We start from the raw sequence: 26,033 nt of genomic DNA, 5'->3' as shown, positions 1-26,033 counted from the left end.
TACCTATCTATTATCAGCAATCGCCGTAGATTTACCCTTGAGCACAGGAATTATAAGCTTTTGATTAATTGCGATATGCGAACCTTTGATATTATTTGCTTCTTGCAATTGACGAAGTGAGATTTTATAACTTCTTGCAATAGCACCTAAATTCTCGCCTTTTTGCACGATATGAGTGATAAATGTAGCTTCTTGAGGATAACTTTTTTCATTAAAATACCTTTTAAAGGTGCGCAGTTTATCATAAGGAATATAGACATTATAGCGCTTATTCCCCTGCGGAAGTAAAGAGCGCGTAAAATGGCGATTATATTTTTGCAATTCACTTAATGGAATCTTCGCACTTTTTGCAATCGCGCTCAATGAAGTCCCACCCTTAATGCTCACACTTGCGATACTATCAGTCGCTCCACGATTGAGCAAATAATCAGCATTTTGAGCTTTCAAAAAATCTACATCATTAAAAAGTAAGCTCATAGCCAAAATCGTGCGAATATAATTGCGCGTTTCAGCTGGAATATATTGAGCCTCCTCATCAAGCAATGTTTCAATGCGTTTATCGCCTCCTGCTTCTTCAATGCCTCGTTTTAAGCGCCCAAGCCCACAATTATATGCCATTGCTGCCAAATACCATTCACCTGTCGCGTCATAGAGATATTTAAGATATTTTATTGCTGCCTCTGTGCTTTTAATGGGGTCTCTACGTTCATCAATATATGAATTAATCTCTAATCCTAAACTTTTGCCTGTCGCGGGCATAATCTGCCAAATACCTATGGCTTTTTTGGAACTTTTTGCACTTGGGGCAAATTCGGATTCTGCCATAGCTAAAAATAAAAACTCTTGGGGAATCTGCTCTTTTGCCATCATATTTTTAAGTGTGGGGATAAATTCATAACTATGCTCAAAACGTTGCACAAAATATTTCCATTTCTCTTGGATTTTCTGCGCTCTTGCATCATCTGCAATTGTTACAATAAAAGCTGTATGCACTCCAAATGAATTAAGCACATTATTCGTATTTTTATTATATGTCATTGTATAAAAACCATTTTCATTGCTCAATGACACATTGACTGCGCAAAATAAAGCAAAAATCATCAAGCATATATGGTGCTTTGCATTTTTCATTGATATTCCTTCCTCTTTTATTGAATCTCTTTAAAAAGCGTAATAGCATTGCGCGTGCTTGTATCTATCACTTGCTCTTCACTCATATCAAGCACTTGAGCAATTTGACGCATAATCAATGGAATATAATGCGGCTCATTGCGTGTCCCCCTATATGGGTGAGGTGTGAGATAAGGTGCATCAGTTTCAAGCACAATGCGTTCCTTTGGTATAAGCGGAAGCACCTCAATAAGTCGCCGAGCATTTTTAAAGGTGCAAACGCCACCAATTCCATAATAAAACCGCTCACTCAATTCAAGCAAGATTCTATCTGCATTATAGCAGTGTAATACCCCACGCGCCTCTTTATATGAATCCAAAATTGCAAAACTATCTGTACTTGCCTCTCTAATATGCACGATAAGGGGCTTTTGTAGTTTCAAGGCGAGTTCAATTTGTGCAATAAAGCATTGTTTTTGTTGTGCTTTGAGCTGTTCTTTTGTATGCGAATCTTGGGGTAGATAATGATAATCCAGCCCACATTCCCCAATAGCAATGCACTTTTCATCTTTTGCATATTCTTCAAGCACAGCTATATCAAAATTATCAATCTCATTAGGATGCACTCCTGCAGCAAAATATACATTTTCATATGTATGGGCAATGCTCTGCGCAAGAGGCAAAGTGCGTATATCTGCGCCCGGAATGATGATTTTAGCGACATTTTGCTCAAATGCCCGCGCAATGACTTGCTCCAAATCATTTGCAAAGCTTTGACTATCTAAATGACAATGTGTATCTATCATATATCTCAAATTTGCACTCACGCCCAAAAATCCTTAAAATTATACTAATTGTGCTAGAATAAAGCCACGATTCTAACATAATTATCTTTAACAAACTAAGGAATTTTTAATGTTTAGTGGATTAGTTCGCCAAATTGCCCAAGTAAAGAGTTTTGCACATAATACTCTTGAGATTATCACACCTTATAAAGCACAACTTGGAGATTCTATTGCCATTAATGGCGCGTGTCTCACTGCTATGAGACTTTTTGAAAATGGCATAGCAATGGAGTTAAGCCAACACACACAACAAAGTATTGCGCTTGAAAACTACACACAAGGTGCATTTGTGCATTTAGAACCAGCCTTGCAAGTGGGCGATAGATTCGATGGGCACATTGTGCAAGGGCATATTGATGGGATAGGGCGCATTAGTCGTATTGAACACCACGTGGATTCAAGCGATTTTTGGATAGAATCTTCCCCGCAGATTCTCTCACTCATTATCCCCAAAGGCTCTGTATGTGTGGAGGGCATAAGCCTCACAGCAATAGAGTGCAATGACAAAGCCTTTAAACTCACCCTTATTCCCCATACCTTGCAAAACACGCTTTTTGGGCAATTTGAAGTAGGTAGAAAGCTCAATATTGAAACAGATATTATCACGCGTAGCGTATTAAGCACACTCAAGTCTATTTTTGGCACTACGCATAACTTCAATACACCTCTTTCTTGGCGCGATATTGATACGCTCTCACTTGGGTATTAAAAAGATGAAAAATAAAAAAGCAGTTGCCCTCGCCTATAATGCGCAAAATGATAGCGCACCTCGTGTCGTAGCAAAAGGCAAAAACGAGCTTGCCCTCAAAATCATTGCCAAAGCGCAAGAATTTGATGTGCCACTTTTTGCTAACGCGCTACTTGTAGAATCTCTTTTGCAAATCCCGCTTGATTCTCATATCCCACCGCAGATGTATAATGCTGTGGTGGAGGTTTTTGTATGGCTTTTACAATGTGAAAAGGCTGCGCAATTAAGCAAGGACATTGTGGAGTGAAATATCAAGCATTAGCCTATTTAGCGCACCTTGTGCATTTTTTCAAACGCGAATTCAATGGCTTTTTACAAGATAGATTCTCACTTTTTCTTTGCACACTTGCTCCTTTGCTGCTTGGGCTTTTTGTATGGGGCGTGTTTTCTCAAAGCTTTGTTCGTGGCGCACCCATTGGCATTGTGGATTTGGACAAAAGCCCCTTAAGCCAAGAACTCGCACTCAACCTTGATGCAATCCCTGCTGTGAGTGTTACAAAAACCTACACTAGCCTCACAGAAGCAAAAGCGGATATAAGCAATGTCAGAATCTACGCGGTGGTTGTGTTCCCCAAAGGACTTGAAAGTAGAGCAAAAAAGGGAGTGCTTACCCAAATCCCCATTTATTACAATGCGCAGCTCGTGCTTGTGGCAAAATCCATTGAGGGTGCGTTTAAGCAGCTTATCCTCACGAGCAATGTCAGAGCAAAACTTGGCAAAAACCTCATTCAAACACAGAATCTTGACGCTGCATTGGCAAAAAGCTCACCGATTCTCATGCAAATCACCCCGCTTTATAATATCAACAATAGCTACGCGCAATTTCTACTCACAGGGATTTTGCCCTGCTCGTGGATTATGCTTATTATTCTTTGTGTGATTAATTCTTTAGCGCGTGAGGAGAGCGATGTGGGCTTTGTTAAGGGCAAAAAGAATCAAATGCCCGATGGAATCAGCGCGTATGTGTATATCCTCACAAAAGTTTTTGCATATGCGGGGATTTTCTCATTTTGGTGGATTGTGATGATGATGTTTTTTCACGCTCTTGGATTTGAGTGTCGCGGGAGCTACTTTACACTTTATCTCGGGGCATTGCTTACTTTTTTTGCGTATGCGGGGGTAGGTGTGTTTGTCTATGCGCTTTTTTCTGACCATACACGCGCTTTGGCTGTGGCAGCGATTTATTGCGCTCCGAGTTTCGCCTTTGCGGGGCTTACCTTTCCTGTTAATTCTATGGGGAGTTTTGCGACATTTTGGCACACAATCTTGCCTATTAGCCATTATCTCAAGCTCTATGTGCAGATAGCAAACTATGGCGTGGATTTTTGGAGTGCGCTTCAAACAATGTGTGAAATCCTGCCTTTCACGCTCTTTTTAATCTTTGGGATTTTAATTTACCGCAAGAGAGAGCATTTGGAGTAAATCCGAATCTCCTTTATCTCAATCGTGTAGATTCTATAAATTTACTCGTTGAAATCTGCAATTAATACTTGAATCTAATTTGATACAAAACTCTTTAAAAGATTCTCCTCGGCTTTATAATATTCTTTATACACATTATCTATATTTTTATTCACCTCTTGCAAGCATTTATGAAACTCTCTTTCAAGCTTTTTGCACATTTGAGACTTTTGTTTTTGCATTGGCGAACATTTATTGCTTTCTAATTTTGGAATATACATTTTTTCGCATTTCTTATCTTCTATATTTTTCTTATCTTTTGCTGCTTTTACAAATCTATTAACCGCCACATCAGTATGTGTTTTGCTAAATTCTAGAGTTATTCCTCCAAGTTCTTTTTGAATCTTTTCATATTCTTTCAATAAAACTTCATGTGCTTTATTCAATTTCTCCATTTCTTTTTTTATAGGAATAAGTTTAATATCACGCTCTTGCACTAAGGCATCAAATGAAAAACTATCACCTTCTTGTCGCGCTAAATTCAAATACGGCAGGTATGCATCTATTATTTCTGAGTGTTTGGAGAAATATAAATTATTCTCTTCTCTATTGCTTTTCATATCCGCTAAAACATTACTCAAATCATTTACTTTAGCTTTCAATTTTTGCGTAACATCATCACCATACATACTCATCACTATAAAAGCTACCATTAACATTTTTTTCATAACCAATCCCTTATCCTCAAAATTTATCCTATAGGATAAAGTAAAAAATGCAAGAAAATTTAAGTAACGCCACGCAAGAGGAAGTTTTGGAATTTTACAAACGCGTATCGTCTAAAATCAGAATCTTGCGTGAGGAGCGTGGTATATCGCAGCTTGAGCTTGCACTTGATATTGGGATAAAATCCATAGCCTTTTATTCAAATTGCGAAAACAATCGCTATGGCAAACACTTCAACCTTGAGTATTGCTACAAAATAGCTAAATCACTTAATGTCAATATCAGAGAGTTCTTTTAATCGCGCGAGTCTTTGCTTTTCTTTTTCATCAAACACTTGCAAAGTATCTAAATCACAAAAGCTTAAAAACATCTGCAAACACACAGATTGTCCATTTGTAAAATATGCTCTTGGCTCAAGATAAGTAAGTTTATTGCCCAATCTATCGCAAGAAATCTGAATCACCCTAAAAACAACCTCTTGTCTCTTGTCATTTTTGAGTTTGATTTCATATAATTCATTGCAACGAAAAGATGTCCCCAAACACTCTATTTTTTTATCTATATGAGTCATTTATGCCTCCCACTCCAAGCAAATAACTCCATTTGCCCCCATATATTCGCGTATCATATTCCATACTTCTTTATAGAATCCTTAAAGGTTAAGACTCACTTCACCTTTAACGATGATTTACGAGAATCTATTTGAGCTCTGCCCAATTTTTGCCTATGGAGATACCACACTTAAGTGGCACTTCAAGTGTATAGATATGATTCATAATCTGTGCTGCCTCTTGCGCATAAATGTGCGCTTTTTCTTGTGGAGCTTCAAAAATAAGTTCATCATGCACTTGTAAAAGCATTTTAAAATCGCTTTTTTCATAGCGTCTGTGAATCTCACACATTGAAAGCTTAATCAAATCCGCCGCACTGCCTTGAAAAATAGAGTTTATCCCCTCGCGCAAAAAGTTTGCTCTCATAAAATCCGTAGCATTTTTGAAGTCAAAATATCGCCGATGTCCAAGCAATGTCTGCGAATATCCATTTTCAAGCAAAAATTCCTTTTGAGCATTTAAAAAATTCTTTATCGTAGGGAAAAGTGCAAAATAGCTCTCTATATAATTTTTTGCCTCTTTAAGCGAGATTTGCAGCGTTTGGGCAAGTTTCTTGCTTCCCATACCATAGATAAGTCCAAAATTAATAGATTTGGCAATGGCGCGTTTTTGTGCTGCGCATTCTTCACCAAAAAGTCGCGCAGCTGTCTCAAAATGAATATCTTTATCTTGTATAAAAGCCTCAATAAGTGAGCTATCCTTACAAAAATGCGCCAAAAGTCGCAACTCAATTTGTGAATAATCAATGCTAATGAGGCTATGTCCCTCTTTGCTGATAAAGGCTTGGCGGATTTTTCGCCCCTCATCGCTCCGCACAGGGATATTTTGGAGATTTGGAGATTTAGAGCTAAGCCGCCCTGTGGCAGTGCCACTTTGGAGAAATGATGTGTAGATTCTGTGTTCAGTATTTGCACTGCCAAAACGAAGCAATGGCTCAATATAAGTGCTTTTAAGCTTATTGACTTCGCGATAATCAAGAATCAGCGCAATCACAGGGTGAGTATCAGTAATGGCAAGTAGTGTGCGCTCATCTGTGCTTAAGCCACCTTTGACACTGCGCCCTGCCTTTAGTCCAAGTCGGTTAAAAAGTATGTGGGCAAGCTGTTGAGGTGAATTTAAATTAAAAGTCTCGCCACAGAGCTCAAAAATCTGCGCACTCAGCTGCGCAATATGCTCACTTGCCTTTTCTTTGAGGGATTCTAAAAGTGCAATATCTACTTTAATCCCCTCGCACTCCATTGCAAGAAGCACTTTGATAAAAGGATATTCAAGACTGCTTGCAAGTTCAAGTATGCTGCTTAATTCGCGCTTATAAAACACTTCTTCTAGTCTATGATAAAGCCGAAAAGTTGCGATAGCATCTTCTGCTGCATATTGCGTGGCTGCGGCAATATTCACTTGAGAGAAATTCTCATCTTTTGCCACCACAGAATCAAAGCTAATCATTGTGTGATTAAACCATTTGAGCATTTGCTTATCAAGCCCTACGGGAGCAATGCTATCATAAAGCCACCCTAAAATCATACTATCATAAATTGTTCCTGTGTGTTCTAACCCTAAAGTGCGAAAAATCAGGCTTAAATCAAACTTGAGATTATGCCCGATGAGCGGATATGCAAAAATGCGCTTTAGAGCTGTCCTTGCTTGCTCAAGGCTTAATTGATTCCCTACCCCCAAATAACTATGCCCCACAGGCACATAATAAGCATTCTCTCCATCAAAACAAAATGAGAATCCAACCAAATGTGCTTCTTGCATATTCAAACTATCACTTTCGCAGTCAAAGCCTATTTTCGCGCTACTAGGAATAGAATCAAGCACAGATTCTAAATCCGCAACATTATCAAGCAAATGCGCTTTAAAGTGAAAGTTTTGCGTAGATAAGGCATATTGTTTCACATCAGGCGCATCATTGAGTGAGCCTATACCTTTTTGCGCACTTTTTCTTTGTGCATAGCGCTCGTGTGGAGATTGCACTTTGGAAATAATATTTTTTAAATCATATTCTCTCAACTCATCTAAGATTTTAAGCATAGGATTGCTTTGAGGCATAAGACATTTGCTCAAATCAATGCTTTGAAGCAAATCATCATAAAGCGTTACAAGTTTTTTGCTTAAAAAGGCATTTTCTTTTCCCTCGCGCAAAAGATGAGCAATACGCGGTGTAACAACCTCTTCTAACTCGCTTTCACGTTCATATAAAGATTCAAGAGTGCCAAAGTGTGCAATAAGCTTTTGCGCACTTTTTGCCCCTATGCCCTTAATCCCCACTATATTATCACTGGTATCTCCAACAAGACTTTGATAATCTATAAAATTTTGAGGACGCACACCATATTTATGCAAACATTCGGCTTCTCTTATATCCTTTTTACCGATAGGATCATAGATATAAGTATTTTCATCAATGAGCTGATATAAATCTTTATCGTGGCTAATAATGCGCACAACGATATTTTGTGCATTTGCAACTCTATTGATTGATGCAATCACATCATCAGCCTCATAGCCCTCAATGCTTATATTTAAAAATCCCATTTTTTCAATCCAATCAATTGCAATGGGCAACTGCATAAGCAATTCTTGAGGTGGGTTTTGGCGATTGCGCTTATAGGCATCATAAATCTGTCGCCTTTTATTCTCGCCTCCACCCTCAAGAGCAAATGCTACATAAGTGCAAGATGGGTCTTTATAGAGGGATTGAAGCAAATTGCAAAACCCCACAAGCAATCCCGTAGGGAATCCTTCTTTATTTTTTAATGGTGGCAAGGCATAAAAGCTGCGAAAAAAAAATCCAAAAGTATCAATTACGCTTAAGGTATTCATCTCAACTCACTTTAATAGGAAAATGCAAAATCATAACTGAAAAATATTGTATTTGCAAATTGAAGTTTATAAAAATCATTTGAGATTCTTTATAAAGAATCTCAAATGCAGCCATTATCTAAAAGTAGGTTTTGGTGTTTTGTTTGTTACTGCTGGAAGCATAGGATAGATAATTTGAGGTTTATCCCCTGTGAGAGCATTGAAGAAACTTTCAATTTTTTTCGCCTCATCATCACTGATTTTTACGCCAAGCTGTATGCCACCCATTTCCTTAATCGCATCTTTTATATCCCAAAATTGCCCATTATGAAAATAAGGCATTGTTTCCATAATATTGCGCAAAGTGGGAGTTTTCACTAAGCCTTGTTTATTGCCCGCAAAACCACCAACCTTTTTATATTTATAGCTTTTTGCGACTTCAAAAGCCTGCATTGAACCACCAAGATTCACACCATTATGACAAGCAGCACAACCTTTATTAATAAATATATTTAACCCCTCTTGTTCTTCCCTGCTTAAAGCCTTTGAGCTTCCATCTAAAAATTTATCAATGCGCGCAGGCGTAACTAATGTATGCTCAAACATCGCGATTGTGTCAGCAATAAGCTTAAAATCAATATTCACATCTTTACCATAGGCTTTTTTAAACTCCTCAACATACGCTGGAATTGAAGTAATCTTAGCCACAACAACTTTAGGTTGAGCATTCATCTCTGGTGCGGCTTGGATTGGTCCTTGAGCTTGGTCTCCTAAATGCGCAGAGCGTCCGTCCCAAAATTGCGCACTATTAAATACAGAATTATACACGGTTGGAGAATTTAAATGAGATGGATTGGGCGTCCATTTATGTCCAATAGCTGCAGGAACAACATCTGCTCCTGCAAGCCCTACATTATGGCAGGTATTACAAGAAATGAGATTAGAGCTAGATATACGAGGATCAAAATACAATTTCTTGCCTAATTCAATCTGTTCTTTTGTCATTTTGTTTGGATAAGCCTCTGCAAGTTTAGATTCTTTAGCTTTTTGTATCTGTATATCTTTGAGCTTTTTACCACTAGGCATTGCTGTAAATCCTGCTTCTTTAGCTTTTTTAATAAGCGCACTATCATAAACCATATCATTAGCTTGGAGCATTACACTCATAACAAGCAATCCCCCTAAAATACGAATTTTCATAACCTCTCCTTAAAAGTAAATAAAAGTTATGCTTTTTTATATTTAATAAAACATAACTTAAACTTGCATTATAAATTAAGAAGTCTTATTGAAAAATAAAAATTATCCAATGTAAAAATTAAATTGCAACTTTTAAAAGTTTAAGATACAATTTTGGCTTTTATAATAAATCTTACACCCCAAAGAGAGGTTACTATGGCTATCATCGCTGGTAATTTTAAAGCAAATCTCACACGCGCTCAAGTAATAAACTTTGCAACAGAACTAGATTCTATACTTGCAGATATAAACTCCGCATCTACACAATCTCTCTCTTCTCAACTACAAGTAGATATTTTCCCATCGCACACAGCACTGCTTACAGATGATTTCACGCATTTTCATATCGGCGCACAAAATGCATATTTCGCGCAGAGTGGGGGCTTCACAGGCGAGATTGGGCTAAGCCAACTTCAAGAATTTAATATCAATCGCCTCATCATCGGACATAGCGAACGCCGAACACTTTTTGGCGAACATCAAGATTTTATCAATGAAAAATTTAGATTCTATACACAGGCAGGATTTGAAATATATTATTGTATTGGTGAAGATTTAAGTGTGCGACAAAAGGGTGAAAATGCACTTAAAGACTTTCTAAGCGCACAATTAGCAGGGATTGATACAAGTTATCCCAAACTCATTATCGCGTATGAACCTATTTGGGCTATTGGGACAGGCGTGAGTGCAACCTTGGAGCAAATCACTTCCACACATCAAATGCTTTCACAATTAGTGAGCGCACCATTGCTTTATGGAGGCAGTGTAAATCCCTCAAATGCGGGAGAGATTCTCTCTCTTTCTTGTGTAGATGGTGTGTTGGTGGGCTCTGCAAGCCTCAATATACAAAGCTTTGCAGAGATTATCCGAGCTGGGCTTAAAGCTTAATCTTGCTTATTGCCTTAGCAACACCAAGTGTAGTGCCACAAGTTTTAATTGCAGCCTTAGATTCGCTGCTTGCAATCGTTATTTTCTTTGAAGCAGATTCTAAATCATTTTTAGCTTCTAGTTTTTCCTTAGCATTACCACCCAAAACTAGTTTTTCATTTTGTGTAAGCTGTGTGGTAAGAGCTGCTGCTACACATTCATTGAGCTTTTGAGCATCTTCTTCATTGAGGGCTTTGCCAAAAGTCTCTTTAAACAAAAGCTCATTTTTTGCAGCAATATTTCGCTCAACATTTTTTTCTAATTCCGCCTGTGGTGTAGGACTACTTGAGAGACACCCTGCCAAAATAGCAGCACACGCAACTAAACTTAACTTTTTCATACGATTCTCCTTAAAAGGTAAATTGAAATATTTTTGCTCTTTAATAAATAAAGAAACAAAAGTCAAATTGTAATCATTATTTTTTATATTTTACTTAAATAAATTTTGAAATGTAACACTAAGAAAATTTTATTAAATCAAGCTAGTGTATAATACGCGCTAAATTTTAGTAAGGAGCAAATATGTCTGGAATCTTAGCGGACAAAAAAGGACTTATTGTAGGCGTAGCAAACAATCGCTCTATTGCGTATGGCATTGCCAAAGCGTGTAAGGAGCAAGGAGCAGATTTGGCTTTTACATTTTTAAATGAGGCTTTAGAAAAACGAGTGCGCCCTATTGCTGAAGAAATGGGAGCAAAAAACTATGTTTATGAACTTGATGTGAGTAAAGAGGAGCATTTTGAGCAGCTATTCCACGCTATTCAAAGAGATATGGGGAAGCTTGATTTTATCGTGCATTCTGTGGCTTTTGCGCCCAAAGACGCGCTAGAGGGAGATTTTATCCAAACAAGCAAACAAGCTTTTAACACTGCTATGGAAATCTCTGTATATTCACTCATTGAACTCTCTCGTGCAATGCTCCCGCTGCTTAATAAAAATGCTGCGATTCTCACCCTTACTTATCTTGGCAGTGTTAAATATGTAACGAATTATAATGTTATGGGCGTGGCAAAGGCAGCTTTAGAATCTAGTGTGCGCTATCTCGCCTACGATTTAGGTAAGCAGGGTATTCGCGTGAATGCAATTTCTGCAGGACCGATTAAAACTTTAGCAGCAAGTGGCATTAGTGATTTTAATATTATGCTCAAATGGAATGAAGCAAACGCACCATTGCGCGAAAATGTGAGTATTGCACAAGTAGGCAATGCAGCGATGTATCTACTTAGTCCGCTTTCAAGTGGCGTTACAGGGGAAGTGCATTATGTTGATGGTGGATATAATATTATGGGTATGTGTGCCACCGAGCAAGTCGATGGCAAAATTACGCCGCGTTGGGATATTTTAAATTCCTAAAAAGAAATCATAATATTCGCGAGGTAATCAAGTCGCATAGGCAAAGATTCATTATTATTTGCCCCGAGTGATTTAAACTTATCGCCGATAGGGAAGCTGCCTCGTCCCATTATCTCAAGACTGACATTATCATTAAGCACAAAACCAAAACCCGCATTGACATTAATAGCCACACCTTGTGTGAGTTCATCATTATATTTTAGTCGTGCGTAAGCAATGCCCGGTCCGCCAAATGTATAGAATCTCGGAGTAAATCTATACCCTTCCTCTAGCGTTATGCCATAGCTCTGATATGAGGGCTTTGAGCTACTATCAAAGATATTTGAGTGTGTAGCTTCAGCGAGGATACGCATAAAATGCTTTGGGTCTGCATTGATTTGTATGCCTGCTGCTGCGCGTCCGCTCAAACCACCTTTATAGGCATACAGGGTTTCACCCATATTGCTCCATTTGACATTAACATCGGCATCTTTAAACCAACTCACTTGAGAGCCTAAGCCCCCGCCTGCGATAAAACGATATTTTTTCTCCTCTGCAAAAGAGGTAAGTGCAAGAAAGAATGTTATAAAAACAAGAACTTTTTTCATAATTTCTCCTTATAAATAAATCTAAATTTTTATAAGCTCATTAGTTTTGCAAACCACAGCTTAATGTAAAAATCGCACTTTTTGATTAAAACCTTAATATAGGAAACCAATCTAATAACCATAGCCACATTAATTCTCCTTTACCAATAATTTAAATCTATAAACTACTTGCTTAATAAAGAGGGCAAGACCACTTCTCGCCCTCCACATATTCAATTCAATTAAGAAATTAGAAATTTAAGCCTGTCAAAATACCAGCAACAAATGCCCATACCATAATTGCCTCCTTTCATAATATATAATAAGCTCAAACATTCAGTTATAAATATTAATTCATTCTAATATTATATTGATTAAGTTTGGCAATTTATATCTTATATAATGCAGTTAATATTTAGTAAATAAATGCTAAAAATACACTTTTTTAAGCCAAGTTTGCCTAAAATACTCTTTTGTCTTAAAGGATTTAACCAAATGCACTCTCATTCACAACAAAACCTCCATTTAATCTCGCTTGGTTGCACAAAAAATCTTGTAGATTCTGAAGTGATGCTCGGGCAATTAAAAAGTTATCATCTCACACCCGAACTTAAACTTGCGGATATTATCATTATCAATACTTGTGGCTTTATAGAATCTGCCAAGCAAGAGAGTATCCAAACAATCCTTGAAGCCTCTGCAAACCGCAAAAAAGGTGCATTGCTTGTAGTAAGTGGCTGCCTTGCAGAACGTTATGCCAAAGAGCTTAAAGAGGAGATTCCAGAGATTGATATTATCACAGGTGTGGGTGATTATGATAAAATCGCAGAGATGATTGCGCAGCTTCGCTCATTGCAATCAAAGCAAGTCTTTTTAGCCGATGAGCGCAATGAACGCGTGATTATTGGTTCATCTTTTCACGCTTATATCAAACTAAGCGAGGGCTGCAATCAGCAATGTAGCTTTTGTGCGATTCCACAATTTAAAGGCAAACTCCACTCGCGCACTCTAAACTCTACCCTCAAAGAGTTAGAAAATCTCTACAATCAAGGCTTTAGAGACTTTAGCTTCATTGCACAAGATTCTAGCTCATATATGCGTGATTTGGGGCAAAAAGATGGGCTTAGGCAGCTCATAGACGAAATTGATAAGCTTAATCTCCCCATAAGTGCGAGGATTTTCTATCTCTATCCTAGCAGCACTTCCCTAGAGCTTATAGAATCCATTGCTACTTCAAAGAGTTTCCTCCCCTACTTTGATATGCCTATCCAACATATTTCAGATTCTATGCTCAAAATTATGCGGCGCGGGGCGAATAAAGCCAAGCATATAGAGCTTCTGAAAGCTATGCGCGAGATTCCACATAGTTTTGTGCGCACAAGCTTTGTGATTGGACACCCAAATGAGGGTGAGGCAGAGTTTGCGGAGTTATGCGAATTTATACAATCCTTTGACTTTGATAGAATTAACCTTTTTGCCTACTCACCCCAAGAAGGCACAGCTGCATTCACTCTACCCAATCGTCCCGATACCAAAACAACAAACAAACGCATAAATGCCTTAAATCGCATTATCAAATCCCAATACAAAGCGCATAATCTCGCACTTGTAGGACAAGAGGCGCAAATCATACTTGAGGGCAAAAGTGAAATGAGTGCATATTTTTATAAGGCACGATTAAAGCTTTGGGGTAAGGATATTGATGGGGAGATTCTTATCAATGATAGCGAGATTGTGGATAACAATAATGAAATGATTTCGCTTCAAGAGGGATATTATCGTGCGAAAATCACTCAATGTAAAGATAATCTGCTTTTTGGCAAAGTGATTTCACCCTTATAGAATTCACAAATAAAAAATACGAAAATAAAGCACAAAAAATAAAAAAGATAAAAAAATCTTGCCTAAAATGTATCAAAAATATACATTAAGCTTTAAACTTCTGTTTAAATATGTATCATTTAAACACACTTAGTTTATGATTGAATCTTAGAACTTATTTTATAAATTTTGGAGGAGTATGCTATGAGTTTTATTGATACCATTAAAACACAGGCGGGAAAGAATAAAAAAACGATTGTTCTTCCTGAAGTATCAGATATGCGAACGATAGAAGCAGCGGTAAAAATCTTAAATGAGGGCTTTGCAGAGCTTATTTTAATTGGCGAGCAAGAGCAGATTCTCTCTCAAGCTCAAGGTATTCAAGGAGATATTCAAGTGCTGAAAAAAGCAACTTTTCTTCATTCTTCGGATACTGCATTGCTTGATGAATTAATTGAATTACTTGTCAAACTGCGTGCTCACAAAGGTATGGACAAAGCTCAAGCGCGTGAAATCCTAGTGAGTGATAATCTCTATTTTGGCGCAGCTCTTGTAAAAGCAGGAAAAGCTGATGGTATGGTTGCAGGAGCAATTCACGCAACCTCTGATGTATTACGTGCAGCACTGCAAATTGTTGGCACTGCCCCAGATTCTAAGCTTGTATCAAGCTTTTTTGTGATGGTTGTGCCTGATTGTGATTATGGGCTAAATGGCACATTTGTATTTGCTGACTGCGGATTGTGCCAGAATCCAACCGCAGAAGAGCTTGCACATATCGCTATTTCAAGTGCAAAAAGCTTTGCAGCTATTATGCACGAAGAGCCTATGGTGGCTATGCTTAGCCATTCAACCTATGGCAGTGCCAAACACCCCGATGTTGATAAAGTCATTGAGGCAACAAAGATTGCTAAAAGTTTAGATAAAAATCTTAAAGTTGATGGAGAGCTACAATTAGACGCAGCAATAGTCCCTAGTGTGGGTGCTTCAAAAGCAAAAGGCTCAAATGTCGCAGGAAAAGCAAATGTGCTTGTGTTCCCTGATTTAGACGCGGGAAATATCGGATATAAACTTGTGCAAAGATTTGCCAAAGCGCAAGCCTATGGACCTATCACACAGGGTATGAGTGCGCCTATTAATGACCTCTCTCGTGGATGCAGTGCTGATGATATAGTGGGCGTGGTAGCTCTTACTGCACTTCAAGCAAAATAAATTTATAAAAGGAGAAAAAATGAATGTTTTAGTTATTAATTGTGGGAGTTCATCTTTAAAATTTCAGCTTATAGATACAGACACAGAAAAGGTTTTAGCAAGCGGTATATGCGATAGAATCGGTATTGATGGTTCAGTGCTGCAATATAAAAACAAAGAGGGTAAAAAGAGCGAGAAAAAAGAATCTATACCCAATCACACAAAAGCTGTTGAAATGGTGCTTGAATCTCTGACAGATAAGCAAAATGGCGTGATTGATTCGTTAAATGATATTCGTGCTATCGGGCATCGTGTCGTTCATGGAGGCGAGTTTTTTAAAGAATCTGTGCTTGTCAATGACTATGTGATTGAACGCATTAAAGAATGCTCTGACCTTGCGCCCTTACACAATCCTGCACATTTAATGGGTATTGAAGCGTGTAAAATAAAAATGCCAAATACACCTATGGTAGTAGTATTTGACACAGCATTTCATCAGAGTATGCCACCACAAGCTTATACTTATGGTGTGCCTTATGAATGGTATGAAAAGCATAAAGTGCGCCGATATGGATTCCACGGGACAAGTCATAAATATGTTTCTCAACGCACCGCAGAGTTTTTAGGACTTGATTATCATAATTGCAAAATTATCGTGTGCCATTTGGGCAATGGCTCATCAATTTCAGCAATTAAAAATGGTAAATGTGTAGATACAAGTATGGGGCTTACACCATTAGAAGGCTTGATTATGGGGACTCGTTGTGGCGATTTAGACCCTGCAATCTTAGAATACATCTCAAAACGCGAGGATTTGGATATTCAAAGTATCCTTAATATTTTGAATAAAAAATCAGGTGTATTAGGTATTTCAGGCGTATCAAGTGATTTTAGAGACTTACTTGATGCAGATTTGGGCGGTAATGAACGCGCAAAACTCGCTCGTCTTGCTTTTGCCTATCGCGTGATGAAATATGTAGGGGCGTATTGTGCAGCGATGAATGGTGTAGATGCAGTGAGCTTCTGTGCAGGTGTGGGTGAGAATGCAAAATTTATCCGCGGTATGATTGTAAAACATTTAGAATTTTTAGGCGTGGAGCTTGATGAAGAAGCAAATAACATCTGCGGACAAGAGGCAATCATCTCTACTGCAAATTCTAAGGTAAAAGTGTGTGTGATTCCCACAAACGAGGAGCTTGTTATCGCACGAGATACAAAAACTATCGTTTCGCAACTGAAAGATTAAAGAGATAAAATGCAACCTCTTATCAAAGCACAGAAAACTCTCTTTATCTGCGTTGATGTGCAGGAACGACTTTTGGGGCTTATGGCACATAAAGATGAGGTGATAAAAAATACCAATATTCTTTTAGAATCTACGCAGATTCTAAAAATACCTTTGCTCATCACAGAGCAATATCCCAAAGGACTAGGCAAAACGCACAATGCTATTACATTGTCGCCAAATGCACACATCTTAGAAAAAACAAGTTTTGGTATCTTTGGCGATAAGAAAATCAAAGATTATATTACCCAAAGCAAATGCAAGAATCTTGTATTTTTTGGTATAGAAAGTCATATTTGTGTCTTACAAAGCCTCATTGCTGCGCGGGATTTGGGCTATGAGTGCATACTTGCCGCAGATGCTTGTAGCTCACGCAATGAGAACAATCACTCTCTCGCACTTGAATTTTTCCGCACACAAGGCATAAGTGTGCTTCCAACCGAATCTATTCTTTTTAGAATCTTGGGCGATTCTATGCACACCTCTTTTAAGGCAATAAGTGCATTGGTTAAATAATTTAAATAAGTCTCCTTATAATCCGATTTGTATGTAAGGAATTTTCTTTGCTTATTTTAAGCAAAGAAGTAATTATCAAAGGATAGACAAAGGCGATGAATGTAACACTTTTGCAAAATTATATTCAAATCACCGTTGAGGAAGAGAGCGATTTTCTTCACAAAGCCCTTGCCTATGCCGAAAAATATTTCTCCAAAAGTTATCGTCTCTCAAGCACGATTCTTATCCTTGATGATGGTGAGAGATTTAAGAAAGATTATCTTGTGAATTGGGCATATCACGCTTTTGGACAAGATGAAAAACATCAAAAACTTCATCATTTTATAGATTCTTTGCAAGGTGATTTGCCCTATTTGGGAGAGAGAGCCCAAAAACCAGCACTAGAGGCGATAGATTCTATGCAAAAGCCTGTTGAAGAGCCATTGCAAGATTTAAAATATTTGCTTGATTTTACTTACCTGCCTATCCGCATTAAGATTGTAAAAAAGCATTCGCTTATCCAGCGCGTGAAAATCGCACTGCGTATCTTAAACACGCGGCGCGTAATGCTCAAAATGGACCAAGCCAATAGTGTAGCGCGGCGATATATTGCGCATATTTTTGAGGATTATTATGTAGGCTGCGATAGAGATGAGATTTATTTAGATAGCACAAAGCCTTATTTTTGGGAGAGTATCATTAATCTCATTAGTTTTAAGGTTATCCATAATATTATTTTAGATTTTGATTATGATAGCTTTAAAAATCGTGGCGGTTTGGGAAAATATGAAAATTCATTTCTCACTGAAGAAGAGCGCATATTGCGCAGCTGCTATATGACACTAGAATGCCATTATCAAGATGATTTTGAATTTGTGAAAAAAAACTATCTCAAACTCGCCAAAGAATATCACCCTGATAATGTATTTGGGCAAGATGAACACATTGTAGAAAGCTATAATGATAGATTTAGGCAGATTCAAGAAGCGTATGAGAGGATTAAAAGCTATACGAAAGCCTCATAGTGTATATGCTAAAAATGTGCTTTATTTTAGCATATTTGAGAATCGTATAAGCTTAGGTGCGCCACAGAAATGCACACACACCTAAGTGTTTAGCAGTTGAAAAGCTACCTTTTAGAAGTTAAAGACATAGCGCACACCGACATTATAAGTATGTGAACCTGTTATTTTTGGTTCGTCAGTAGCCGCTTTTTGTAATGTCGTAGCGATAAAAGGCACACGAGCAGCGATTTCTACGCCGTGATTTTGTGCAATCACACTTCTTAAACCAACATTAAGCGCAAGATTAAGCCCTGTCTTGTCCAACTTACCATCTTTGAAAGTTTTGCCACCCCAAGTATTTGCACCAAGTCCAAGCCCTAAGAATGCACCAACATCTGTGCTACCTGTTACAAAATTATAAAGTGCATCAACATTTACACCATAATCCATTACATTGCCTTTGATTTTCTCCTCGCCAGCTTTAGCTTTTTTGCTTGCATCTGCATATGCGAAGTTTGCATAATAGCGCAATCCAAAGCTAGGGCTAAAAAATTGCTTATACCCAGCAATGATTTCATAGCTTATGCCACTTAAATTTGTTTTTTCGCTACCAGTTTTAAGTTGAGAGCCACCATAGCCCACACCTACACCTACAAACACGCCATCTTCTTCAGCTACAAGAGCAGAACTTGCAAGAGCTAAAGCAACAGCAGAGCTTAGCACACATTTTTTGATTGTTTTCATTGAAACCACCTTTTATTGATATTTTGCGTTAAACGCAGTTCCAATTCTACGCCCCCCCCCCCCCGATTTTGCTTAAAAGCAAAAGTTTTTGGGTATAAAAAATCTTTTATGTGTGAAAATGTAGCAATATTGTGAGGATATTATGTTTTGAGATTTTCAAATGTGAAAGTTTATTCTTGTGTTTGTTGAGTGCGCAGAAGCTGCATTTCATATTCACTTGGTGGATAGAGCTTATCCCAACGTTGCATTAATGCCTTTTCGTGAGGTTCAAGTGCGATGTTATATGTCTGGCTCATATACAAATACACGCGTGCGATAAATCCCTTAGAGTAAGCCGCAGGATAGAATCTTTTCGCCTTGAAGTCTGTATAGACTGCGCACGCGCCATATTGTGAGAAACTCAAATCTTTGGGGGCGTCTGCATATTCATAATTACTCCTATCAGCGTTAATCTCGCCAATGGCAGGGACGAGATTGCGCCTATCAGATTCCATTTGGGCGAATCTCTCATCTTTTGCACAAGCTTTGCGTCCGCCCTGTCGCCAACACGACAAATCTTTGCCAAAACGATGAGCAGGCATAATATGCTCAAACTCAATGCGCTGTGCGCGTTTGTTTGGCGCTCCACTTTTTGTCAAAGCATTGCGCGGCGTGTATTTGTTAGAAAGGATAAGTTGCAATGTGTGCGTATCAAATGCCACACGACAATAAAATTCTTGCGTGAAATGCTGTTGTTTATAAGCCTTTTTTAAAGCGGCTTTGCTTTGAGCGAAAGTCTTTGGGGCAGGTGCAGATTCTACAAAAGTTGGGCTAGGAGTAGAACAGCCCCATATCAAAGCCCCAAAGATGAAAAAGACAAGAAAATGTAAAGTTTTGCTCATTGCCACGCTCCCCCTGCAAGTTTAAAGGTTGGTATTATAAGCTCACCTTGCTTAAGGATATTTAAGGCTTTTTAATAAGATAGCGAATCGTAGCTCCTAACTGCTCCACGGCTAGCACTTCATAGCCGTGATTTTTCGCATCAATGGGAATATTATTAATGCTCTGTGGGCAATCGCTTAGCACCTCTAAAATATCCCCTTTTTTCAGCTCGGGCAACACCTCAAGTGTGCGCACTGCAGGATAAGGGCAAGGCTCACCTTGCAAATCTAGCCTAAAATTTGGAATAATCTCTTTTAAATTCTCTTGCATTTTCCCTCCTTATGCGCGTTCAAATCGTTTATTTTTCGCAAAATATCGCCGCTCAATCCACAACACAAAAGCAAGAAGCGCAAAAAGCAGCACATAGCTCACGACCAAACCGCCATAATTACCAAAAGATTCTAAAAGATTGATTTTTGGGAAGCTTGTCGCAAGTGGCTCGGCATAGTAATCCCAAGTCGCAGCTAAAAGCGTAGAGCCAATGACATTGCCAATGCCGACAATCCAATAATGCACCTGCCCCTCAACTGCGCGATACATCCAACCACACTCACAACCCCCAGCAATGACGATTCCAAAGCCAAAGAGCAATCCGCCAATGACTGCATTTGGCGCAGCCCACATAATTTTAGGCGGCAATCCAAGACAAATATAACTAAAAACGCCAATGGTGGAAACCATCATTCCCACAATTACCGCTTGTGCCATATATCCACGCCCTGTGATAAACAAATCCCTAAAAGCAGAGGTAAAGCAAATCTGCGCACGCGAGAGAGTAAAGCCAAATCCCACACCAAAGACAACCGCAATGGCTAAAATTGGAATCTTTTTACCCTCCGGGATAACGCCATATACCATTAGATAAGCTACCCAAACGCCCACTCCAACTAATACCAAAACACCAAGAGCAAAAAGGAGTTTCGCGCGACTTTCGTTGTCTTGAGAGCTGCCAATGTCTTTTTGCGCACTCACTCTCTCTAATTTCGTATGGGAGCGAAAAAGCGGGAGCAAGACAACCTTCGTCCCTAGCCACACGCCTACAAGCGTCATAATCGTAAAAAACCACGCGTGTAAGCTAAATTGTGGAATCCCTGTAAAGAAACTTGCCAAATTACACCCCATACCAATTCGCGCACCAAATCCTGCGATAATACCACCGATGAGAGCTTGGGCGATTCTGATATTGCTGTGAGGCAGACGAAATTTGACATTATTTGCCATTGCTGCTGCCGCAAACGCCCCTGCGAACATTCCGATAATCATCACACCATCTACCCTATCTAGCGGCGTCCCAGCTAAACCTATGATTTTGAAATACCCCCAAGTGCTTATATCTACTCCTAGCAGATTCATAATATGTCCGCCCCAACGAGTAAATTCCCCTGTAACAGCCCAATAAGTCCCGGTCAAACCAAAATAATAAGCTGCCATTACGCCAAGTGCGATAATCGCAGGCATAGGCGACCAAAATTTGACTAAGAATCTTTGTTTGAAATCACCAAACATAGCATTCCCCAAAACAATGAAGTAAATTAGATTGCAAAAGAAACAAAAGAAGTAATCTGCGCCCTAATGTAATGCTTTGCACGAAAGCCTATGTGTAAGAAAAGTTAAGATTCTATATGAAAGGGACTTAAAAATCCCTTTCATATAGAATCTTAACTTTATGGTGGAATATTTCTTGCTTAAGAATGGACTAGAATGATGAGTGCCAAAGGCGTTATAAGCTTTAGGCTTTGACATATACAAGGAGTGTAGAGTAATGGAAAGGAATTCATCAAAAACAAAAATTTTTCTTATATTAATCCTGTTGCTTTTAGTGGCTCTTGGCGGGGTGTATTATTATATAGCGAGCGATTCTGATATTTCACTTGAGGATATAAGTGAAAAAATAGAATCTAATCTTTTGACACAAGAAAAAATAGAAAAATCTACACTTGATTCTAAAGATACGCAAATAGAACGCTTAAAAGCTCAAAACAAAGCATTAAAAAAAGAACAAAATAGCGCGCCTATAAAACTTCGCTATTCTATCAAGCCAAAAGATAAAATCGTGGCACATTGTGTCAATATGAAAATAGGACGTTGGGGTATGCCAAAAAACTGCGTTGAGGAACTCACAAGCGGCATTGTAGCAATGGCAAGGGCAGATAATAAAATTGTAGCTTTTGAGATTTCTGGTGTGGTAGATAATCTCCCTTACGCAGGATTAAGCCCGGAGCTAAAACAAGAGGGATTAGCAAGTTTTCGCGCAAGAGAGGCAATCTATATAGTGAGTAAAAGAATGCCAAATGTCGCAGCTTTTGAGGGGTTAAGTCAGCAGAGGGCAAATCAGCGAGGATTCATCGTTCGCGCATATTATGTGGAGTAAGCTCAAATATGGAATCTAATGCCCCTATTACAAAAGTTGGCGTTATCTTACGCCCTTCAAGTCCGGAGCTCAAAACAACTTTTTTACAAATAAAAGAAGAGCTGAATAATGCCGACATTGAAGTAATACTAGAGAGCATTAGCGGGGGTATGATTGAGCTTTTAGGGAGAGATTTTCATCAGCTTGCCACACAATGTGATGCGCTTTTTAGCCTTGGTGGCGATGGCACACTTATTTCTATGCTTCGCCGCGCGTTTGAATACCAGCTGCCTTGTATGGGGATAAATACAGGGAGATTAGGCTTTCTTACTGCACTTATGCCCCAAAATCTGCATACCTTTACCTCTTATCTTAAAAGTGGAAACTATACTCTGCAAAAACATCTCGTGCTTCAAGCGCGCATATATTCTACCTTGAATAACACACAAACCAATAATACAGAGAGCGAAAAACACACTTCCGCCCAAACGCTTATTGCTATTAATGAATTTCTTATCTCCAAGCACGAATTAAGCGGTATGGTGCATATTGATGCAAGTATTGATAGAACATATTTTAATACTTATAGATGTGATGGGCTTATTATTGGCACACCTGCTGGCTCTACTGCGTATAATATTAGCGCAGGTGGTTCGGTTATTTATCCTTATTGTCGCAATATTTTGCTCACCCCCATTGCGCCGCATTCGCTCACACAGCGTCCATTAGTCTTAAGTGATGAATTTATGCTAGAATTTTACGCCAAGGAGAGAGCAAAACTTATCATTGATGGGCAAGAAATGATTGATATTATGCCTTCTGATAGAGTGCAAATCCAAGCTCTGCCCCAAAGTGCAATGCTGATGTATCCACCTACGCGAGATTATTTCAGCGTTTTAAAAGAAAAATTCAAATGGGGCGAGGAGCATTAAAATAAGGAGCAAAGATGGTTAAGAGAATCTTAATCCATAATTCCCCCGCTTTCAATGATTTAGAGCTATATGTGCAAAAAGGCTTTAATGTTTTTAGTGGAGCAAGTGGCAGTGGTAAATCAGTATTTATGGAATCTCTGCTTGCGATTTTTGGGATTAAAGAGAGTAATGCAGACCTTATTGAGGCAAATATTGAGATTGATTTGCCCACATTTGATTGGCTAGAATATGGGATTCCAAACGATAATGAAAATGAAATTGTGTTAAGCATTCTCAAAAAAGATAAAACGCGTTATTTCCTCAACCACGCCTCAAGCTCCAAAAAAAAACTCTATGAAATAGTATCGGGCTTTGCAAAGCACATTAGCACCAAAGGTGCAGATGAGCTTAAACCTGCAAATATTCTTAAGATTCTTGATTTGTTTATCACGCGTGAAAATCCAACTCACAAGGAGATTCTCTCTCAATTTAAATCAGACTATCAAGCATTATGCCAAGCGCGTAAAAAATTAAGTGATATGCAAGAGCAAGAAGCAAATCTTGCGAATTTAAAAGAGTTTGCAGCATTTGAAATTGCCAAAATAGAATCTTTAAATCCAAAAGAGGGTGAATATGAGGAGCTTATCGCGCTCAAAAAAATGCTCTCCAAGCAAGAAAAAATTAAAGAACAAATATATAAGGTGCGTCAGGTACTTGAACTCTCGCGCAGTTTTGAAGAATTTTTAGGACTTGTGGATAAAAGCTGTCCTACTCTCATTGAGGGATTAAGTGAGTTTGAAGCGATTGTGCAAGAGCAAGAGGAGCGTTTGGAGGATTTAGCAGAACTTAATCCTGAAGAGATTTTAGATAAAATTACCGCACTTGCCGAGCTTAATCGCCGATTTGGTGGTATCAAAGAAGCGCTCATATACCTTGAGGAGCAAAAGCAAAAACTCCAAGAATATGAGAATCTAAGCTTTGATAAGCAACATTTACAAAAGCGTGTAGAGGAACTTTCCCTAGAATGCAAAAAAAATGCACAAACACTTCATACAAACCGCGAGCACTTTGCACCACAATTTAATGCTTTACTTCAAGGATTATGTGCGGAGCTTAAACTCAATCAAAGCAGTATAAAAATAGAAAATGCGCAAATGAATGAAAATGGGGAGAGCCTATGTGAAATAAAACTTGGCAATAGTAGCGTAGATGTGCTCTCCTCTGGAGAATACAATCGTTTGCGACTTGCAATAATGTGCATTGATACGCAGCTTGAGCCTCGTAGCGGGATTTTGGTGCTTGATGAGATTGATGCGAATCTTAGTGGAGAGGAGAGCGAAGGTGTAGCGAAGATTCTCAAAACGCTTTCTCAAAGCTATCAAATCTTTGCTATTTCTCATCAAACTCATATGCCCTCTTTGGCAGATAATCACTATCTTGTGCAAAAACAAGGGGAAAAAAGCAGCATTACCAAACTTGATGAAGAGGGCAGAGTGCAAGAAATAGCGCGCATTATTAGCGGAGCAAACATCACTGCTGAGGCACTTGAGTTTGCAAGAGCGCATTTAAAATCTTAGCAATCTCTTTAAGGGTAAAGCATTGAATCTCGCGCTATTAAAAGGCATAAGTGCATATCTACAAAATATGGAACATATCGTATGCTTTAAACGCAAAGAAATCAATCTCTTTGCATTTGTCTGCCAAGATAAACAAGGCAATAAACAGAGAATCTATTTTGATATGACACGCTCACAAAGTAATGCCTTTATGAGTGAAACAGAGATACTAGGTGCGCGTGAGTTTAATGCTCCATTTGATAATAAACTCGCCCAATGCTCTACTCGTGCGAAAATAGAACAAGTGCGTGTAGATGGAGAAAATAGAATCTTGCAGATTTTTATAAGCCAAAAGGGACATTACAAACTCCAATATTTTTGGCTTATATGTGAATTTACAGGCAAACATACAAATGTTATGATATGCGATGAAAATTTTGTCGTGCTTGAAGCATTGCGACATATTCCATCGAGTAAATCGTGGCGCGTAGTCGCGGTAGGAAAAGTGCTTGAGCCCTTGCCTCAACCAAACACAAAAATGCCCCCACAAACAATACCCTCGCTTGAACAAACACTTGCATTACTTCATCGCTCCTATATGGAGAGATATACCCAATTTCATAATGCCAAAAAACAAGCTGTGCTTAAATCTCTTTATGCCAAGAGAGAGAATCTCTTGCAAATGCTTGATTCTCTGCCAAAATATGAGGAACTTTTAACTTCTGCAAAGCAATATGCGCATTATGGGAAGGTGCTTTTTGGCTCATTGCACCTTTTGCCAACACACAAAATCACTTCATCACATTTAACTTTACAAGATTTTGAGGGGGCAAATATAGAACTAGAACTCCCCCCTTGCGCGAGAGATTTGCAAGAAGCTGGAAATTGGTATTTCACCCAAAGCAAAAAATATCATAAAAAAGCCCAACATCTCCATAAACAAATAGAGAATCTCCAAGATAAAATTGATTTTCTCTCCGATAAAATCGCACTTATAAAGCAATGCGATGAACTAAGCGCAATATTTGCCACGCAAGAGAAAAAACCTAAAGCCAAAGATAAGATTCTGCCCACAAAAGATATAGAGAGCTTTTTTATTGAGGGCTTCAAAATAAGTATAGGACGCAATGCTAAAGAAAATCAACGACTTTTAGAATCGGCAAAGGCTGATGATTTGTGGTTTCATATCAAAGATATGCCAAGTGCGCATTTGATTATACATTGTGGCAAAAAAATGCCACCAAATGCAGTCATTGACAAAAGTGTAGAGATTCTCGTAGGGCTATATGCTGTGCGTAAAGGAGGAGGAAATTTTATAGTGGATTATACCAAGCGGCGATTTGTCAAGCTATCCCAAAATGCGCAGGTAACCTATGCCAAAGCCCAAAGCATACATTATAAATATCCATAGAGTTTATAAATAGTGT

The 26,033-nt window shown here is 38.5% G+C and carries 27 protein-coding genes; 15 read left to right on the top strand and 12 right to left on the bottom strand.

Going from position 1 to position 26,033, the window contains the following annotated elements:
* Positions 1-3 precede the first annotated feature (3 nt).
* Together OQH61_RS05640 and OQH61_RS05635 are read right to left on the bottom strand one after the other, a co-directional pair.
* Positions 4-1,131, bottom strand: a complete 1,128-nt coding sequence (locus OQH61_RS05640; RefSeq protein WP_266026344.1) for a lytic transglycosylase domain-containing protein — start codon at positions 1,129-1,131, stop codon at positions 4-6.
* 17 nt (positions 1,132-1,148) lie between these two features.
* Entirely contained in the window at positions 1,149-1,916 is a 768-nt protein-coding gene (locus OQH61_RS05635; RefSeq protein WP_266026368.1) for a TatD family hydrolase, read from the bottom strand.
* Positions 1,917-2,025: 109 nt separating this feature from the next.
* Between OQH61_RS05635 and ribE the strand changes: the two genes are divergently transcribed.
* The 3 genes from ribE to OQH61_RS05620 are packed head-to-tail and all read left to right on the top strand — an operon-like array spanning position 2,026 to position 4,125.
* A complete protein-coding gene (gene ribE / locus OQH61_RS05630; RefSeq protein ID WP_266026342.1) occupies positions 2,026-2,664 on the top strand; it encodes a riboflavin synthase in 639 nt (212 codons plus the stop codon).
* Positions 2,665-2,668: 4 nt separating this feature from the next.
* Entirely contained in the window at positions 2,669-2,950 is a 282-nt protein-coding gene (locus OQH61_RS05625) for an EscU/YscU/HrcU family type III secretion system export apparatus switch protein (RefSeq protein WP_266026367.1), read from the top strand.
* The gene (locus OQH61_RS05620; RefSeq protein WP_266026340.1) at positions 2,947-4,125 is read left to right on the top strand and encodes an ABC transporter permease; all 1,179 of its coding nucleotides are present in this window, start codon (positions 2,947-2,949) and stop codon (positions 4,123-4,125) included. Before OQH61_RS05625 ends, OQH61_RS05620 begins: the two co-directional genes overlap by 4 nt.
* A gap of 74 nt (positions 4,126-4,199) precedes the next feature.
* Here the strand turns inward: OQH61_RS05620 and OQH61_RS05615 are convergent, their stop codons facing one another.
* The gene (locus tag OQH61_RS05615; protein ID WP_266026339.1) at positions 4,200-4,832 is read right to left on the bottom strand and encodes a hypothetical protein; all 633 of its coding nucleotides are present in this window, start codon (positions 4,830-4,832) and stop codon (positions 4,200-4,202) included.
* 47 nt (positions 4,833-4,879) lie between these two features.
* On the opposite strand from OQH61_RS05615, the gene OQH61_RS05610 reads away from it, so the two are divergent.
* Positions 4,880-5,128, top strand: a complete 249-nt coding sequence (locus tag OQH61_RS05610) for a helix-turn-helix transcriptional regulator (protein WP_266026338.1) — start codon at positions 4,880-4,882, stop codon at positions 5,126-5,128.
* On the opposite strand, the gene OQH61_RS05605 is transcribed toward OQH61_RS05610, so the two are convergent.
* The 3 genes from OQH61_RS05605 to OQH61_RS05595 form a co-directional block, all read right to left on the bottom strand.
* Positions 5,096-5,401, bottom strand: a complete 306-nt coding sequence (locus tag OQH61_RS05605; RefSeq protein ID WP_266026337.1) for a hypothetical protein — start codon at positions 5,399-5,401, stop codon at positions 5,096-5,098. The genes OQH61_RS05610 and OQH61_RS05605 overlap by 33 nt on opposite strands.
* Positions 5,402-5,528: 127 nt before the next feature.
* A complete protein-coding gene (gene polA / locus OQH61_RS05600; RefSeq protein ID WP_266026335.1) occupies positions 5,529-8,267 on the bottom strand; it encodes a DNA polymerase I in 2,739 nt (912 codons plus the stop codon).
* Positions 8,268-8,381: 114 nt separating this feature from the next.
* Complete coding sequence (locus OQH61_RS05595) at positions 8,382-9,446, bottom strand: cytochrome-c peroxidase (RefSeq protein WP_323054036.1); 1,065 nt, start codon at positions 9,444-9,446, stop codon at positions 8,382-8,384.
* Between the two features lie 195 nt (positions 9,447-9,641).
* Here OQH61_RS05595 and OQH61_RS05590 point away from each other — a divergent pair, with 195 nt between their 5' ends.
* A complete protein-coding gene (locus tag OQH61_RS05590) occupies positions 9,642-10,373 on the top strand; it encodes a triose-phosphate isomerase (protein WP_266026333.1) in 732 nt (243 codons plus the stop codon).
* Here the strand turns inward: OQH61_RS05590 and OQH61_RS05585 are convergent.
* Positions 10,363-10,752, bottom strand: coding sequence for a hypothetical protein (locus OQH61_RS05585; protein WP_266026331.1), 390 nt, complete (start codon positions 10,750-10,752; stop codon positions 10,363-10,365). The two genes, OQH61_RS05590 and OQH61_RS05585, sit on opposite strands and share 11 nt — an antisense overlap.
* Positions 10,753-10,934: 182 nt before the next feature.
* On the opposite strand from OQH61_RS05585, the gene fabI reads away from it, so the two are divergent.
* The gene (gene fabI / locus OQH61_RS05580; RefSeq protein ID WP_266026330.1) at positions 10,935-11,765 is read left to right on the top strand and encodes an enoyl-ACP reductase FabI; all 831 of its coding nucleotides are present in this window, start codon (positions 10,935-10,937) and stop codon (positions 11,763-11,765) included.
* Here the strand turns inward: fabI and OQH61_RS05575 are convergent.
* Positions 11,762-12,352 carry an outer membrane protein gene (locus OQH61_RS05575; protein ID WP_266026329.1) on the bottom strand — a complete coding sequence of 197 codons (591 nt, stop codon included), beginning with the start codon at positions 12,350-12,352 and terminating at the stop codon, positions 11,762-11,764. The two genes, fabI and OQH61_RS05575, sit on opposite strands and share 4 nt — an antisense overlap.
* Positions 12,353-12,826: 474 nt before the next feature.
* Here OQH61_RS05575 and rimO point away from each other — a divergent pair, with 474 nt between their 5' ends.
* The 5 genes from rimO (at position 12,827) to OQH61_RS05550 (ending at position 18,145) form a co-directional block, all read left to right on the top strand.
* Complete coding sequence (gene rimO / locus OQH61_RS05570; RefSeq protein ID WP_266026328.1) at positions 12,827-14,173, top strand: 30S ribosomal protein S12 methylthiotransferase RimO; 1,347 nt, start codon at positions 12,827-12,829, stop codon at positions 14,171-14,173.
* Positions 14,174-14,356: 183 nt separating this feature from the next.
* Positions 14,357-15,361 carry a phosphate acetyltransferase gene (gene pta, locus OQH61_RS05565; RefSeq protein WP_266026327.1) on the top strand — a complete coding sequence of 335 codons (1,005 nt, stop codon included), beginning with the start codon at positions 14,357-14,359 and terminating at the stop codon, positions 15,359-15,361.
* Between the two features lie 19 nt (positions 15,362-15,380).
* Complete coding sequence (locus tag OQH61_RS05560) at positions 15,381-16,586, top strand: acetate kinase (RefSeq protein WP_266026326.1); 1,206 nt, start codon at positions 15,381-15,383, stop codon at positions 16,584-16,586.
* Positions 16,587-16,595: 9 nt separating this feature from the next.
* Positions 16,596-17,141, top strand: coding sequence for an isochorismatase family protein (locus tag OQH61_RS05555; protein ID WP_266026325.1), 546 nt, complete (start codon positions 16,596-16,598; stop codon positions 17,139-17,141).
* A 95-nt stretch (positions 17,142-17,236) separates the two neighbouring features.
* Positions 17,237-18,145: a J domain-containing protein gene (locus OQH61_RS05550; protein WP_266026323.1), complete on the top strand. Its 909-nt coding sequence runs from the start codon at positions 17,237-17,239 to the stop codon at positions 18,143-18,145.
* Between the two features lie 111 nt (positions 18,146-18,256).
* On the opposite strand, the gene OQH61_RS05545 is transcribed toward OQH61_RS05550, so the two are convergent.
* From OQH61_RS05545 to yedE, 4 genes are all read right to left on the bottom strand, one after another.
* Entirely contained in the window at positions 18,257-18,868 is a 612-nt protein-coding gene (locus OQH61_RS05545) for an outer membrane beta-barrel protein (protein WP_266026321.1), read from the bottom strand.
* Positions 18,869-19,038: 170 nt separating this feature from the next.
* Complete coding sequence (locus tag OQH61_RS05540) at positions 19,039-19,749, bottom strand: endonuclease (RefSeq protein ID WP_266026320.1); 711 nt, start codon at positions 19,747-19,749, stop codon at positions 19,039-19,041.
* Between the two features lie 61 nt (positions 19,750-19,810).
* Complete coding sequence (gene yedF, locus OQH61_RS05535) at positions 19,811-20,059, bottom strand: sulfurtransferase-like selenium metabolism protein YedF (protein ID WP_266026317.1); 249 nt, start codon at positions 20,057-20,059, stop codon at positions 19,811-19,813.
* 9 nt (positions 20,060-20,068) lie between these two features.
* Positions 20,069-21,295, bottom strand: coding sequence for a selenium metabolism membrane protein YedE/FdhT (gene yedE, locus OQH61_RS05530; protein ID WP_266026316.1), 1,227 nt, complete (start codon positions 21,293-21,295; stop codon positions 20,069-20,071).
* Between the two features lie 256 nt (positions 21,296-21,551).
* Here yedE and OQH61_RS05525 point away from each other — a divergent pair, with 256 nt between their 5' ends.
* From OQH61_RS05525 to OQH61_RS05510, 4 genes are read left to right on the top strand one after another with little or no spacing between them, the layout of a single operon-like run.
* On the top strand, positions 21,552-22,160 hold the full coding sequence (locus OQH61_RS05525; protein WP_266026315.1) for a hypothetical protein: 609 nt from the start codon (positions 21,552-21,554) through the stop codon (positions 22,158-22,160).
* 8 nt (positions 22,161-22,168) lie between these two features.
* Positions 22,169-23,071 (top strand): NAD(+)/NADH kinase, encoded by a 903-nt coding sequence (locus OQH61_RS05520; RefSeq protein WP_266026313.1) that lies wholly within the window; start codon positions 22,169-22,171, stop codon positions 23,069-23,071.
* Positions 23,072-23,085: 14 nt separating this feature from the next.
* Entirely contained in the window at positions 23,086-24,627 is a 1,542-nt protein-coding gene (locus tag OQH61_RS05515) for an AAA family ATPase (protein ID WP_266026311.1), read from the top strand.
* A 22-nt stretch (positions 24,628-24,649) separates the two neighbouring features.
* Positions 24,650-26,017: an NFACT family protein gene (locus tag OQH61_RS05510; RefSeq protein ID WP_266026310.1), complete on the top strand. Its 1,368-nt coding sequence runs from the start codon at positions 24,650-24,652 to the stop codon at positions 26,015-26,017.
* The last annotated feature ends 16 nt before the right edge of the window (positions 26,018-26,033 follow it).

The sequence above is a fragment of the Helicobacter sp. MIT 21-1697 genome, assembly GCF_026241255.1.
In the GTDB taxonomy this organism is placed as follows: domain Bacteria; phylum Campylobacterota; class Campylobacteria; order Campylobacterales; family Helicobacteraceae; genus Helicobacter_C.
This window is presented reverse-complemented; position numbering and strand designations above follow the sequence as displayed.